11 protein-coding genes are annotated in these 14,070 nt (G+C 68.9%); 5 read left to right on the forward strand and 6 right to left on the reverse strand.

From position 1 onward, the window contains the following. Nucleotides 1–8: 8 nt before the first annotated feature. Nucleotides 9–974 (forward strand): S49 family peptidase, encoded by a 966-nt coding sequence (locus D103_RS0100835; protein ID WP_018866279.1) that lies wholly within the window; start codon nt 9–11, stop codon nt 972–974. Between the two features lie 15 nt (nt 975–989). On the opposite strand, the gene D103_RS0100840 is transcribed toward D103_RS0100835, so the two are convergent. The 5 genes from D103_RS0100840 to D103_RS0100860 all read right to left on the reverse strand — a co-directional run bounded on the left by D103_RS0100840 (nt 990) and on the right by D103_RS0100860 (nt 7,722). Then, nucleotides 990–1,667 (reverse strand): CsiV family protein, encoded by a 678-nt coding sequence (locus D103_RS0100840; RefSeq protein ID WP_018875448.1) that lies wholly within the window; start codon nt 1,665–1,667, stop codon nt 990–992. Then, the gene (mfd, locus tag D103_RS0100845; RefSeq protein WP_018875449.1) at nt 1,668–5,138 is read right to left on the reverse strand and encodes a transcription-repair coupling factor; all 3,471 of its coding nucleotides are present in this window, start codon (nt 5,136–5,138) and stop codon (nt 1,668–1,670) included. A 249-nt stretch (nt 5,139–5,387) separates the two neighbouring features. Beyond that, nucleotides 5,388–6,284, reverse strand: a complete 897-nt coding sequence (locus D103_RS0100850; protein ID WP_018875450.1) for a carbon-nitrogen hydrolase — start codon at nt 6,282–6,284, stop codon at nt 5,388–5,390. Between the two features lie 20 nt (nt 6,285–6,304). After that, the gene (locus D103_RS0100855) at nt 6,305–7,378 is read right to left on the reverse strand and encodes an agmatine/peptidylarginine deiminase (protein WP_018875451.1); all 1,074 of its coding nucleotides are present in this window, start codon (nt 7,376–7,378) and stop codon (nt 6,305–6,307) included. Continuing rightward, on the reverse strand, nt 7,375–7,722 hold the full coding sequence (locus D103_RS0100860) for a hypothetical protein (RefSeq protein WP_051074646.1): 348 nt from the start codon (nt 7,720–7,722) through the stop codon (nt 7,375–7,377). Before D103_RS0100860 ends, D103_RS0100855 begins: the two co-directional genes overlap by 4 nt. Before the next feature lie 123 nt (nt 7,723–7,845). Between D103_RS0100860 and D103_RS0100865 the strand changes: the two genes are divergently transcribed. Both D103_RS0100865 and D103_RS0100870 read left to right on the forward strand, forming a co-directional pair. Then, nucleotides 7,846–9,096 carry a lipoprotein-releasing ABC transporter permease subunit gene (locus tag D103_RS0100865; RefSeq protein ID WP_018866285.1) on the forward strand — a complete coding sequence of 417 codons (1,251 nt, stop codon included), beginning with the start codon at nt 7,846–7,848 and terminating at the stop codon, nt 9,094–9,096. Next, nucleotides 9,089–9,808 carry an ABC transporter ATP-binding protein gene (locus D103_RS0100870; protein WP_018875452.1) on the forward strand — a complete coding sequence of 240 codons (720 nt, stop codon included), beginning with the start codon at nt 9,089–9,091 and terminating at the stop codon, nt 9,806–9,808. The genes D103_RS0100865 and D103_RS0100870 overlap by 8 nt, the downstream gene beginning before the upstream one ends. A gap of 19 nt (nt 9,809–9,827) precedes the next feature. Here the strand turns inward: D103_RS0100870 and D103_RS0100875 are convergent, their stop codons facing one another. Further along, entirely contained in the window at nt 9,828–10,415 is a 588-nt protein-coding gene (locus tag D103_RS0100875; protein ID WP_018875453.1) for a DUF2062 domain-containing protein, read from the reverse strand. Nucleotides 10,416–10,630: 215 nt separating this feature from the next. Here D103_RS0100875 and D103_RS0100880 point away from each other — a divergent pair, with 215 nt between their 5' ends. Both D103_RS0100880 and mtnA read left to right on the forward strand, forming a co-directional pair. Then, nucleotides 10,631–12,943, forward strand: a complete 2,313-nt coding sequence (locus D103_RS0100880) for a DNA internalization-related competence protein ComEC/Rec2 (protein ID WP_038028182.1) — start codon at nt 10,631–10,633, stop codon at nt 12,941–12,943. Nucleotides 12,944–12,947: 4 nt separating this feature from the next. Next, nucleotides 12,948–14,024: an S-methyl-5-thioribose-1-phosphate isomerase gene (mtnA, locus tag D103_RS0100885; protein WP_018875455.1), complete on the forward strand. Its 1,077-nt coding sequence runs from the start codon at nt 12,948–12,950 to the stop codon at nt 14,022–14,024. The last annotated feature ends 46 nt before the right edge of the window (nt 14,025–14,070 follow it).

A 14,070-nucleotide genomic window follows, 5' to 3' on the forward strand; every position in this document is an offset into this window, starting at 1 on the left:
GAACCACGATGGGCTGGGCGAACGAGAACAAACCGGGCTGGGAACGCGAGACCCTGGAGAAGCTGGTCCAGGCACAGGTGATCGAGCAGCGTCGGGCCCGGCGCTGGGGCATCTTCTTCAAGCTGCTGTTCTTCTTTTACCTGGTCGCACTGCTGATCCTGGTGCGCGGCGGCGACATGGGCCTTGCCGGCCTGTTCGAGACCGAGCGCGAGCCCTCCGAACACGTGGCGGTGGTGGAGGTCGAGGGTCTGATCGCCTCCAGCGCGGCGGCCAACGCCGAGGATATCGCCAAGGTCCTGAACGAGGCGTTCGAGGCCAAAGGTACCCAGGCGGTGATGCTGCGCATCAACAGCGGGGGCGGCAGCCCGGTGCAGGCCGCGAACGTGCACGACGAGATCCTGCGGCTGAAGGAGAAGCACCCGGATATCCCGGTGTATGCGGTCATCGGGGACGTGGGGGCCTCGGCCGCCTATTACATCGCCGTGGCCGCGGACGAGATCTATGCCAGCCAGGCCAGTATGGTCGGCTCCATCGGGGTCCGCATGGACAGCTTTGGACTGGTGGACCTGATCGACAACATCGGGGTGGAGCGCCGCCTGTTCACCGCGGGCGAGAACAAGGGGTTCCTGGACCCCTTCCTGCCGCTGGACGAGGGCCATGTGAACCACCTTGACGGCGTACTGCAGGGCGTGCACCAGCAGTTCGTGGACGTGGTGCGCACCGGGCGCGGCGATCGCCTCGTGGAGCGGGACGACCTGTTCAATGGCCTGATCTGGACCGGGGACCGGTCGGTGGAGCTGGGCCTGATCGACGGGCTGGGCACTGACCGGAGCGTGGCCCGGGACGTGATCGGCGTGGAGAAGCTGGTGGTGTTCAAGCCGCGCCGCAGCCCGCTGCAGTTGTTGTTCGAGGACCTCGGCATGGCCGCCTTCCAGCAGTGGATGACCTGGGAATCCACGCCGCAGTGGCGCTGACCGGCCTCGGGCGCGTCAGGTCTCGTCGATGCGGGTGACGCGGGCGATCATGCCGATCACCGGGTGATCCAGGTAGAACAGGTCATCGCCGGAGTTCATGCGCTGGCTGCCGCGCACCGTGATTGCGCGTGGGGGGCGGTCATCCAGCGGCTCCTCGACGTGGTAGATGAGGTCGGTCTCCAGGTGGAGGAAGCGTCCCACCCAGATGCGCAGGCGGCCCTCCAGCTCGAAGCGCTCCTCGACGGCTTCGGCCAGCGGGCGGGGTGACAGGCCGCTCGCATCCCCGAGGGCATCGTGCACCCCCAGGCGCCGCCCCTGCTGGACCCGCAGCCAGGGGGCCGACGCATGGTCGCGCCCGGTCTGGTCCCAGGCGAGGCGGGCGATGATACGCCCGGCGCCGGAATCCTCCACGCGCCGTACCACCCGCTGCAGTTCGAAGCCGCGGCGCGAATCCCGGTAGTTCCGCCCACCCAGCTCCGATTCGCCGAACAGCGGTTCGCGCGGAGCTGCGAGCTCCATCTGCAGCCGCCGGCTCTCCTCTGTGCGGTGCTCGAAGATCACCAGTTCGATGCGGTACCGGCGCCCGGCCTGGGCGATTACCGGGCCACTCAGGCCGACCACGGGCAGTGCGGCCAGTCCGGTCAGGATCCGGCGACGCAGGGGATTCGGGACGGGGAAGGTGTTCTTGGGCATTCAGGCGGCCTGCTGTTCGGGGCTGATGGTATCCAGTAGACGCAGAACGGCCTGCGCCCGGGCCTCCAGTGTCTCCATTGGTGCGAAGAAGCGGAAGGCCTTCTGGCCGTCCAGTTTGTACGCCTGCGGATCGGATTGCACCAGCTGGATCAGGGCCGCGATGTCCAGATTGGGACTCGGCCCAAAGACCAGACGGCCCCCGGCCGGTCCCAGTTCCAGCTTGCGGATGCCGAGCGGCGTGAGCTTCAGGCGCAGGCGGGCCGCCTCCATCAGGGCCTTGGCCGGGGCGGGGAGCAGGCCGAAGCGGTCCACCAGTTCGACCTCCAGCTCGCGCAGGGCGTCGGCAGAGGCGGCGCTGCTGATCCGCTTGTAGAGGATCAGCCGAGTATGCACGTCGGGTACGTAGTCGTCGGGGAGCAGGGCCGGCAGGCCCAGCTCGACCTCGGTGCCGGTGGCCTCGGGCCCCTCCAGCTCCGGGATCTTGCCGGAGCGCAGGGCGTTCACCGCGCGGTTGAGCAGGTCGTTGTACATCGAGAAGCCGACCTCGTGGATCTGCCCGCTCTGTTCATCGCCCAGCAGTTCGCCAGCGCCGCGGATCTCCAGGTCGTGGCTGGCCAGGGTGAAACCGACGCCCAGGTCTTCCAGCGAGGCAATGGCCTCCAGGCGCTTCTTCGCGTCGGCGGTCATGGCCTTTTCCGGTGGCGTGATCAGGTAGGCATAGGCGCGGTGGTGCGAACGGCCGACGCGCCCGCGCAGCTGGTGCATCTGCGCCAGGCCCAGCTTGTCGGCACGGTTCATCACGATGGTATTGGCGGTGGGGACGTCGATCCCGGTTTCGATGATCGTGGTGCAGACCAGAATGTTGTAGCGCCGGTGATAGAAGTCGAGCATCACCTGTTCCAGCTCGCGTTCGCGCATCTGGCCGTGCGCGATTCCTACCCGCGCACCGGGCAGCAGCTCCTGCACGCGCTGGGCGGTGCGCTCGATGGTGTTCACCTCGTTGTGCAGGAAGTACACCTGGCCGCCCCGACGGATCTCGCGCAGGCAGGCCTCCTGGATAATGGCGTCGTTCCATTCGTTGACGAAGGTCTTGATCGCCAGGCGCTCGCGCGGCGGGGTGGTGATCACCGACAGGTCGCGCAGGCCGGCCAGGGCCATGTTCAGGGTGCGCGGGATCGGGGTCGCGGTCAGGGTGAGCATGTCCACTTCGGCGCGCAGCTTCTTCAGCGCCTCCTTGTGGCGCACGCCGAAGCGCTGTTCCTCGTCAACGATCACCAGTCCCAGGTTGGAGAAGTCGAGGTTGGCCTGCAGCAGCTTGTGGGTGCCGATCACGATGTCGACCTTGCCGTCCTTCAGGCCTTCCAGCACCGCCGCCTGCTGCTTGGCGCTGCGAAAGCGCGACAGGGACTCGATACGGACCGGCCAGTCGGCGAAACGGTCGGTGAAATTCTGATGATGCTGCTGGGCGAGCAGGGTGGTGGGGACCAGCACCACCACCTGCTTGTTGTTCTGCACCGCGACGAACGCGGCGCGCATCGCCACCTCGGTCTTGCCGAAGCCGACATCGCCACAGATCACGCGATCCATGGGCCGGGTATCGGCCATGTCCGCGAGGACCGCGTCGATCGCCTGTTGCTGGTCCAGGGTCTCCTCGAACGGAAAGCCGGCCGCAAAGGCGTGATATTCGGCCGTGTCGGTCGCGAAGACGGTGCCCTGTTTCGCCGCGCGCCGGGCGTGGATGTCCAGCAGTTCCGCGGCCACGTCGCGCGCCTTTTCCGCGGCCTTGCGGCGCGCCTTGTCCCATTGTTCGCTGCCGAGCCGATGCAGCGGGGCGTGCTCGGCGTCGGCGCCGGTGTAACGGCTGATCAGATGCAGCGAGGAGACCGGCACATAGAGCTTGGCGCCGTCGGCGTATTCCAGGGTCAGGAACTCGGAAGGCTGGCCGTTGAAGTCGAGGGTCTGCAGCCCGAGGTAGCGGCCCACGCCCTGTTCCTCGTGTACCACCGGGGCGCCGATGGTGAGGTCGCTGAGGTTCTGCACAACCGCATCCGCATCCCGGGTGCTGCGGTTGCGGCCGCGGGTCTGCCGGGCCCGTTCGCCGAGCAGCGCGGCCTCAGGGGCGACCGCGACGCCATCGGGCAGGACGAAACCCTCCCCGAGGGCGGCGACGGTCACGTGCAGGCCCGTCCCGGCATCCAGGAAGGCGTCCCAGTTCTCCACTGGATGGTGCGGGACGGCCTGTTCCCGCAGCAGGGTCAGCAGGGCCTCGCGCCGCCCGGCTGATTCCGCGGTGAGCAGGACTCGCTGCTGCCCCTCGATGAACGCCTTCAGCCGCTGGGCCGGGTCTTCGCGACCCTGCTGCATCCCTAGTTCCGGGAGCGGGTCGCAGGTGAACGCGATCTCGGCGCCACGGTCCGCGGGAAGTGGTGCGGCCGGGTGGCCCATGGCCACGCCGGAGTGCGCGCGCAGGGCGTTCCCGAGCTGGTCGATATCCAGATAAAGCCGCTCCGGCGGCAGCAGCGGGCGATCGTACTGGTGGCTCAACTGCTCGAAGCGATCGCGGATCTCCTGCGCAAACTCCTCCGCGGCGCCGGCGATATTGCCGAGCTGCACCACCTGGGCCTCGGGGCAGTAGTCGAATACCGTGTCCATGCCCTCGAAGAACAGTGGCAGGTAGGCCTCGATACCCGGCGGGACCAGCCCCTCGCTGATGTCGCGGTAGATCGGGTGCCGGGTCGGGTCGCCGGCGAACTGAGCCCGGTAGCGTGTCCGGAATTCGCGGATGGCCGTATCGTTCAGCGGGAACTCGTGGCTGGGAAGGATCTCCAGGCGCTCGACCTTTTCGGTGGAGCGCTGCGATTCCGGATCGAACTGGCGCAGGGAGTCGATCTCGTCATCCAGGAACTCGATACGCACGGGCTCGTCGGCACCCATCGGGAAGAGGTCCAGGATCTCCCCGCGGGCCGCGAACTCGCCATGGCTGATGACTTGCTGCACCGCGTTGTAACCGGCCTCGGCGAGATTCTCGCGCAGCGTCATGCGATCCAGCCGCTGGCCGGTCTGCAGGGAGAGCCCCTGACTGGTCAGCCAGTCGCGCGGCGGGAGACGCTGCATCAGGGTGGAGACCGGCATCAGCACAATGCCGCGTTCCAGACCGGGCAGGTGGTACAGCGTGCGCAGGCGTTCCGAAATGATGTCCTCGTGCGGGGAGAACACATCGAACGGCAGGGTTTCCCAGTCCGGCAGGCGCAGCAGCGGAAGGTCGCGGTCTCCGGCGAAGAACTCCCATTCTTCCTGCCAGCGGTCGGCGGCCTCGTTGGATTCCGTGATGACCAGCAGCGGGCGATCGAACGCCGCAGCATTGCGGGAGAGGGCGAGGGTCGCCGCCGTGGCGTTGAGTCCCGACCAGATCTCGAAACCGGAGCCGGGTAGGCGGCCGGGCTGAAGCGGATTGCGCCGTTTTTCGGACATGGGCCTGCGGATCGGGGCTGCGGAAAGGGCCGCGATTATACGGATTCCGCCGCACGGGTGCGCGAGGTCCTTGTGTCGGTCAAGGGCGATTCACAGAAAGCCTGGAAGGCAAAAAGGGTTTCAGGGTGAAGAAATCATGAGGACGCCGTTGCCTGACACGGCGCCTGTCGTGCCCCTGCGGCCGCTCAAATCATCCCCCTTCCAATCTTCCCTTCTTCCTGTAAACGCTTTTGTTTACGTTCAGGGGAATCAGTCGGGGTCGATGTAGCGCTTGAGGATGGGGGCGTAGGCGTCGATGCGGCGGTCGCGGAGGAAGGGCCATTGGCGGCGCACGGCCTCGGTGCGGGTGCGATCCAGCTCGACAGCGAGGATCTCCGGCGCGTCCTCGCCGGCCCGGGCCAGGAATTCGCCCTGGGGCCCGGCGACGAAGCTCGTGCCCCAGAAGGTTGCGCCGGGCGAATGCTCCGAGGGGTCGGTCTCGTGGCCGGTGCGGTTGCAGGCGAGCACCGGGAGGTTGTTGGCCACCGCGTGGCCGCGCTGCACGGTGATCCAGGCCTCCTGCTGGCGGCGCTGTTCCTCCGGTGTGTCCTGCGGGTCCCAGCCGATCGCGGTCGGGTAGATCAGCAGCTCGGCACCGGACAGCGCCATGATGCGCGCGGCCTCGGGATACCACTGGTCCCAGCAGACCAGGACACCGAGCCGGCCGACGGAGGTATCGATGGGCACAAAGCCGGTGTCGCCCGGCGTGAAGTAGTACTTCTCGTAGTAGCCGGGGTCGTCGGGGATGTGCATCTTGCGGTAGGTGCCGACCTGGCGGCCGTCGGTTTCGAAGACGACGGCGGTGTTGTGGTAGAGCCCCGGGGCGCGCCGCTCGAACAGGGAGCCGACGAGGACCACGCCGTGCTCGCGCGCGATCGCCGCCAGGCGTTCGCTGCTGGGACCGGGGATCGGTTCGGCCGCATCGAAGGTGGCGAGATCCTCGGTCTGGCAGAAATAGGGGCCGGTATGCAGTTCGGCCAGGACCACCAGGCGGGCGCCGTTCGCCGCGGCCGTAGCCACGGCCGCAGCGGTGGCGTCGAGGTTGGCCTCGACGCTGCCGGCGTCCTGGTGCTGGATCAGGGCAACGGACAGGGTGTCACGGGGCATGATGGGACTCGGGCTGGCGGTTATTCCTGCGGGATGCCGAGGGCGGCCGCGGGATACTGCATGGTCAGGCAGTGAAGGCTGCCACCCTGACGAATGATGGGGCGGCAGTCGATTTCCACGATCTCGCGTCCCGGAAAGGCCTCGGCGAGCCGGTCCCGGGCGACGGCATCCGCGGCATCGTCATACACCGGCAGCAGGACGGCTCCGTTCAGGATCAGGAAATTCGCATAGGTCGCGGCCAGTCGCCGGCCATCCTCGAAGATCGGGGCGGGCCAGGGCAGGGGGATCAGCCGGTAGGGTTCGCCGGACGGCTGGCGCAGGGCCCGTAGCTCCTGTTCCATTGCCTGCAGTTCCGGGTAGTGTGGATCCTGCGGGTCGTCGCACTGGACATAGGCGATGGTGTCCTGCGCACAGAAGCGCGCCAGCGTGTCGATATGGGCGTCGGTGTCGTCGCCCTCCAGCTGGCCGTGTTCCAGCCAGAGCACGCGCCGGGCCCCCAGCCATCGGGCCAGGCTTTGCTCGATGCCCGCGCGATCCAGCTGCGGGTTCCGGGTGGCGGAGAGCAGACAGCGCGCGGTGGTCAGCAGGGTGCCGGCGCCGTCCGATTCGATGGAGCCTCCTTCCAGGACCAGACCGGTCGGCTCCGGCACGCAGCTCCCGAAGACGCCCTGGCTCGCGAGGGCCCGGGTGATGCCGTCGTCGAGGTCCGCGGGATACTTGCCCCCCCAGCCATTGAAGGTGAAGTCCAGCAGGCGCGGCTGGTCGCCATCGAATACGGTGATCGCGCCATGATCGCGCGCCCAGGTGTCATTGCTGGGGGCCAGCGCGAACCACAGGCGATCCGGACGGATCGCGGTCTCGGTAAGAAAGCCGGAGATCTCCTCGATGTGTTCGGGGTCGCGCGCGACGATGATGACCGGCTCGAACTGGCTGATGCTCGCAGCGATCAGCGCGAACACCGGATGCACCTGTTCCAGGGCCGGGGCCCAATCGGTGTCATCATGCGGCCAGGTGAGCTGGATCGCGCCCTGGGGCTCCCATTCGGCCGGGAGCCGGCGTTGCGTCATTGTCGGGCCGGTTTCCCCGGTGCTCATGGACGATCGGCGCTGGATCCGTTGCGCACGGCACTGTGCAGGACGTATTCGCCCTCGAAGACCACGGAGAAGTCGGCGTAGTCCCAGCGCGTAATCGGCGGGTCGCCCACCGTGGCATGGCGTCGCTCGGGCTCGCCGTGCTGGCGGATTACCGCGGCCTGGGTCTGGCCACGGGTGGGAACCCCTTCGCGTTCCTTCACGGTGAATCCACCATCGGGACTGCGCAGGATGTCGGCCGATGCAGTCGCCATGGCCCCGGCAAACAATGCCAGGACGAGGGCGCTGGCGACGGTGCGCACAGTGGTCTTCGGGGTGGGGTTAGAGGCGTTGCATTTCCCTGGCATGGCCGACTCTCCGTTTGCTGGACAGGCCCATGGTAGCGTCTAGCGTGACGCCATGCCTCCCCTCCCTCAACGCAGGTCCGCCGGGCTATAGGCGCGAACGGGTATCTCTGGCATGATTTCGCGATGTTTCGCCCCCTGACCCTCGCCATCGGCCTGCGCTACACGCGCGCGAAGCGGCGCAATCACTTCATCTCGTTCATCTCGGTGGTGTCCATCATCGGGCTGGCCCTGGGCGTGATGGCGTTGATCACGGTGCTGTCGGTGATGAACGGGTTCGAACGCGAGTTGCGCGACCGCATCCTGGGCATGGCCTCGCATGCCACGATCCGCGAGGCCAATGGCGGGCTGCGGGACTGGGAACGCCTGCAGCGCGAGGCCCCGGAGATCGACGAGCGGGTGGTCGCGGCCGCGCCGTATGTCCAGGGCGAGGCCATGCTGAGTGCGCGCGGGAATATCTCCGGGGCACTGATCCGGGGCGTGGAGCCCGAGGCAGAGGAGCGCGTCGCGCGCATTGCCGAGCACATGCTGCAGGGCGAGCTGGGCAGCCTGGAGGCGGGGCGCTACCGGGTGGTGCTCGGGCGGGAACTGGCGGCCGAACTGCGCGTCCGGGTCGGCGACTCGATCATCCTGATGGCGCCTCAGGCCTCGGTCTCGCCGGCCGGCGTGATGCCGCGCATGCGCCGCTTCGAGGTATCCGGCCTGTTCGAGGTGGGGATGTACGAGTACGACCGCGGGACGGCGTTCATCCACCTGGAAGACGCCCAGGCGGTGTTTCAGATGGGCGAACAGGTGACCGGGCTGCGGCTGCGCCTGACCGACATGATGGAAGCGGGTGTGGTAGCCCGCGACGTGGCGGCCCAGCTGGACGGGCTTTTTCGGGTGTCCGACTGGACACGCCAGCACGCCAACCTGTTCCGCGCGATCCAGATGGAAAAGATGGTGATGTTCATCATCCTGTCGCTGATCGTCGCGGTCGCGGCCTTCAACATCGTCTCGACCCTGATCATGCTGGTCACCGACAAGCAGGGAGACATTGCCATTCTGCGTACGCTCGGGCTGTCGCCGGCGGGGATCATGGTGATCTTCATGGTCCAGGGGGTGGTGATCGGGGCGATCGGGATCCTGCTGGGCACCATCGCCGGGGTGTCGCTGGCCGCGAACATCGACGTGGTGGTCCCCTTCATCGAGCGGGTCTCCGGCATCGAGTTCCTGTCCGCCGAGGTGTACTACATCAGCGACCTGCCCTCGGAGCTCAAGCTTGCGGATGTGCTCCGGGTCGGGGTGCTCGGCTTCCTGCTGACCGTGGTGGCCACACTGTTCCCGGCCTGGCGTGCCGCCCGCACCCAGCCGGCGGAGGCGCTGCGCTATGACTGATCACGACACCCCGGTCCTCGAGGCGGTCGGTCTGGAGCGCCGTTTCCGCGACGGCAAGCTGGACGTGGCCGTTCTCAGCGGGGTGGACTTTGCCCTGCAGCCCGGCGACCAGACGGCGATCATCGGGGCCTCGGGGAGCGGCAAGAGCACTTTGCTGCACCTGCTGGGCGGGCTGGACCGCCCGACGGCGGGGTCCGTGCGCCTGCTGGGAATGGACTGGACCCGCATGAGCGAGGCCCGACGTGGCCACCTGCGCAACCAGCACCTCGGCTTCGTCTACCAGTTTCACCATCTGCTGCCCGAGCTGACCGCGGTGGAGAACGTGGCCCTGCCGCTGCTCATCCGCGGGGTCTCCAACCGCAAGGCCCGGGCCGAGGCACGCCACTGGCTGGGCCAGGTGGACCTGGAACCCCGCCTGGAACACAAACCCGCGGAGCTCTCCGGTGGCGAACGCCAGCGGGTCGCGATCGCCCGGGCGCTGGTGACGCGCCCCTCGGCCATCCTGGCGGACGAACCCACCGGCAACCTGGATCAGGAACGGGCGGCGCAGGTGTTCGAGTTGCTGCGCGCGATGAACCGTTCCACCGGGACCGCTCTGGCCCTGGTGACCCACGACATCACTCTGGCGCGCGAGCTTGATCGCTCGGTCCAACTGGTCAAGGGCCATCTGGAGCTGGAACCGTTCGACGGTCAGCTCGCCACGCACGAATAGACCGCGTGTCTCTCTCGCTTCAGGCGCCCCGGTCATCCGGCGGGCGGCCACCCCGCCGCGCGGCTGCCTGGCGTTCCGCCATTTCCTTGCGCAGCCGTCGCAGGTAACGCCGGCTGCGCACGCGCTGGACGACGTTCAGCCGCCACAGGAAACGCACCAGCAAGTAGCCCGAGAGGCCGGCTGCCACGCCGAGCAGGACGCTGCCCAGGAGCAGGGGCTGCCAGATCGTCAGCAGCTCCGTGGAGAACCACTCCCAGCTCCAGTCCAGATGGATGTCGCGGCGCGGTTCGTCGAGTAGCTTGCGCCCGATCGTGTAGGCCAGATACAACATGGGCGGCATGGTGACCGGGTTGGAGATCCAGACCAGGATCACCGAGATCGGCAGATTGACGCGGACCAGCACGGCCACGGCGGCCGCGATCAGCATCTGCATGGGCAGTGGCAGGAAGGCCACGAAGAGCCCGACGGCAAACGCACCAGCCACGGAGCGGCGGTTCAGATGCCACAAATCCGGCGAACCCAGGCGCGGCCCCAGCGGGGCGAGCGCCTTGTGCCCGCGCATGTGTTCCATGCCGGGAAACATCTTTTTGATGATGTGTCTTGCCATGTACCGGGCTGCCGATGGTCCGTCGTGCGTGGGTGCGCCGCCGCGCACCTGCCGTGCATTCTCGCCGCTATTGTACGTGCGGGACCATGGTCGGCGGGGCAAGCCACATCCGGTCCGGCCATGGCGCCTGGTCAACGGGGCCTTTTGTGACCGGCTTTGCCCTCGGGCTGATCGCGGCGGCGTGGGGCCTTCACCGACTGCCCGAACCGGTTCCGCTGATGCCGGGACCCATACTGGCCCTGTTTCTGGCCGCCGCGGGCGTCAGCCTCGGCCTGCGGCGCCTCGGCTATCCGGGCCTCTGGCCCTGGACGCTGGCGCTGGGTGCGCTGCTCGCCTGGGGGCTGGTCCAGCAGAACGCGGACAACTGGCTGGAACATGCGCTGCCTCCCGCCCTGGCCGGGGAGGAGGCCACCGTGTTCGCCACGATCATCAGTCTGCCGGAACATGGCGAACGTCGCAGCCGTTTCCGGATACGGGTGGCCGCGACCCGATGGGGACCGGAAGCGTTTCGGGCGCGCGAACTGCTGGTTTCGACGTACCCCGCGCGCCCCGAGCTCGAGGCGGGATCGCATGGCTACATGACCCTGCGCCTGCGGCCGGCCCGGGGGCCGGCGAATCCGGGTGGGTTCGATCGTGCCGGCTGGTACTACCGCGAGGGCCTGCATGGATCCGCGACACTGCTCGACTTCGAGGCGTTAGAGGACGCCCGGGCACCCCGGATTCAGGACGCCCGCTGGCGGGCCGGGTTGCATCGCATGCGCGGTGCGCTGCGCGAGCGCCTGGAACAGGCGGCCCCGGGGCTGCGCCACCCCGGGCTGGTGCAGGCGCTCGTCATCGGCGACCGGCAGGGCATGACCGACGAGGAGTGGCAGGCCTTCCTGCGGACCGGGACCAACCACCTGATGGCGATCTCGGGCCTGCATGTCGGCCTCGTCGCCGGGTTTGTCGGATTGCTCGCGGGGCTTGCCTGGTCCGGTCTCGTCCCGGTGCAGGCGCGGATACGCAAGCCGGCCTTCATGGCGCTGGCGGGCCTCGCCGGGGCTGCGCTCTATGCCGCGCTGGCCGGCTTCAGCATTCCGACCCAGCGCGCGCTGATCATGCTGGCGGCTTTTATGGCCGCGCTGTTGTGGCGGCGCGAGGCGTTTGCCTGGCGCGGACTGATGCTGGCGGCGATCGCCGTGGTGCTGTGGCGGCCGACCAGTGTGCTGGCTCCGGGCTTCTGGTTTTCCTTCGGCGCCGTGGCGGTGATTCTTCTGCTGTTGCAGGGCCGTTCGGGCCGTCCGGGCTGGCGCGCGGCCGGCAGCATTCAGGTGATGCTCGCGCTGGCCATGCTTCCCCTCAGCCTGGCCTGGTTCCAGCTGGGGTCCTGGGTGGCGCCCGTCGCCAATCTGGTGGCGGTGCCGGTGATCAGCCTGCTGGTGCTGCCCTTGTTGCTGGTCGGGGCCGGTCTGGCGGCATTGTGGGCACCGCTCGGCCAGCCGTTCCTGCATCTCGGCGACGGGATCCTGATGCTGCTGGTCGGGCTACTGGACGGCCTTTCGCACGTGCCCGTGCTGGTGGACGAGCGGCGGGTGCCGCTGGCGGCCAGCCTCCTGGGCGGGGTCGCGGTGCTGGTCGCCTTGCTGCCGCGCCTGCGCCTCGCCGCTCCGTGGGTGGTGCTGGCCGGCATCGCCCTGGCCCTGCCCATGCGTCCGCAGATCGATTCGGGCAGCGTACGGGCGCTTCTGCTGGATGTAGGGAACGGGCAGTCGCTCTTGCTGCAGACCCGCCACCATGCGTTGTTATGGGATGCCGGTCCCGGGCGCGCCGGGGGCTACAGCGCGGGGGATCAGATCGTGATTCCGAGCCTGCGTGCGGAGGGGGTACGCCGCCTGGACCGCATGATCCTGAGCCACGAGCATGCCGCGCATTCCGGCGGGGCCGCCGCCGTACGCGCGACGCTACCTGTGGGCGAGGTCCTGCGGCGCCGCCCGCAAGGACCCGGGGAACGGCCCTGCGAGGCAGGCGAGGTCTGGGAATGGGATGGCGTCGATTTCGAGATTCTCCATCCACCCGCCGGCTGGGACGGGAGCGCCTCGGCCTCCTGCGTGCTGGCGGTGGAGACGGCTGGCGGTGTGCGGCTGGTACTGACCGGCGGGCTCGGCGGCCTGGGCGAGGCCGTGCTGATGCAGGAAGGGGCGGAACAGCGAAGCAGCGACCTGCTGGTCGTGCCCCGCGGGGCCGGCGCCGACAGCCTGAGCCGCGGCTGGCTGCAGGACGCCCGCCCCGCCATGGCCTGGGCCAGCACCGATGCGCAGGGCAGGGGGCTGGCCGGCGCGGCACGCCAGCGCCTGGACAGGGCCTGCGTCCCGCTGCAGGAGACCGGCCGCCAGGGGGCCCTGCGGCTTGAGGCGGATACGGAACTGAAGGTCGGGCCCGGCCACCGGGCGGGTTCCCGGCGGTTGTGGCGGCCCGCGCCAGACGCCGGAGCGCCCCTGCCGCCAGGCTGTCCGCCCGGGCCCGAAACCGCAGGCGGGCTGGTAGAATGACGGGATGAACCGTGAACACTCCGACACCATTCGCCCGATTCGCTTTCACCACAGCGAACTTCAGTTGCTCGACCAGCGTCGGCTGCCGGGCGAGAACCTCTGGCAGCGTTACCGGGATGCGCCGGCCGTGGCCGCCGCGATCCGCGACATGGTGGTGCGCGGGGCGCCGGCGATCGGGATTACCGCGGGCTTCGGGGTGGTACTGGCCTGCCAGCGGGCGACCGGGCGGGACGACTGGCGTGCGAGCATTGCGGCGGATATCGAGACCCTGCGCGCGGCGCGTCCCACGGCGGTGAACCTGTTCTGGGCGCTGGATCGCATGCAGGCGCTGGTGGACGCGAGCCCGTCCGCGGAGGCAGCGGTCGCGGCGACACAGGTCGAGGCGGAGTGGATGCTCGAGTCGGACATCGCCGGCAACCGGCGGCTGGGCGCGCTCGGCGCGAGGCTAATCGAGCCGGGGCAGGGGGTGCTGACCCACTGCAACACGGGCTCGCTGGCCACCGGGGGCTACGGCACGGCCCTCGGCGTGATCCGCGCCGCCTGGGATGCCGGACGGATCGAGGAGGTCTTCGCCGACGAGACCCGGCCCTGGCTGCAAGGGAGCCGCCTGACCGCCTGGGAGCTGGTACATGACGGGATCCCCGTACAGGTGCTGTGCGAAGGCGCCGCGGCCAGCCTGTTGCGCTCGGGCCGCGTCGGCTGGGTGATTGTCGGGGCGGACCGGATCGCCGCCAATGGCGACACCGCAAACAAGATCGGGACCTACGGCCTGGCCCTCCTGGCGCGTGCCCACGGGGTCCGGTTCATGGTGGCCGCGCCGGTCGCGACCATCGACTTCGAGATGCCGGACGGGACCGGTATCCCCATCGAGCAGCGCGGCGAGGACGAGGTGCTGGCACTGGCGGGTCAGCGCGTGGCGGCCGAAGGCGCCCGAGGCTACAACCCGGCCTTCGACGTGACCCCGGCGGAGCTGATCGATGCCATCGTCACCGAACGCGGGGTCGTGGAGGCGCCGACGGCGGAGCGGCTCGCGGCGCTGCGCGAGCCCACGGCCCCGGAGACGCTCGCATCCGCTCACTGACGAGCGCTCAAACGCGCCCCCGGTGGACGGTCTTCGGGCCTGAGAG

Source organism: Thioalkalivibrio sp. ALE31 (assembly GCF_000377405.1).
GTDB lineage: Bacteria > Pseudomonadota > Gammaproteobacteria > Ectothiorhodospirales > Ectothiorhodospiraceae > Thioalkalivibrio.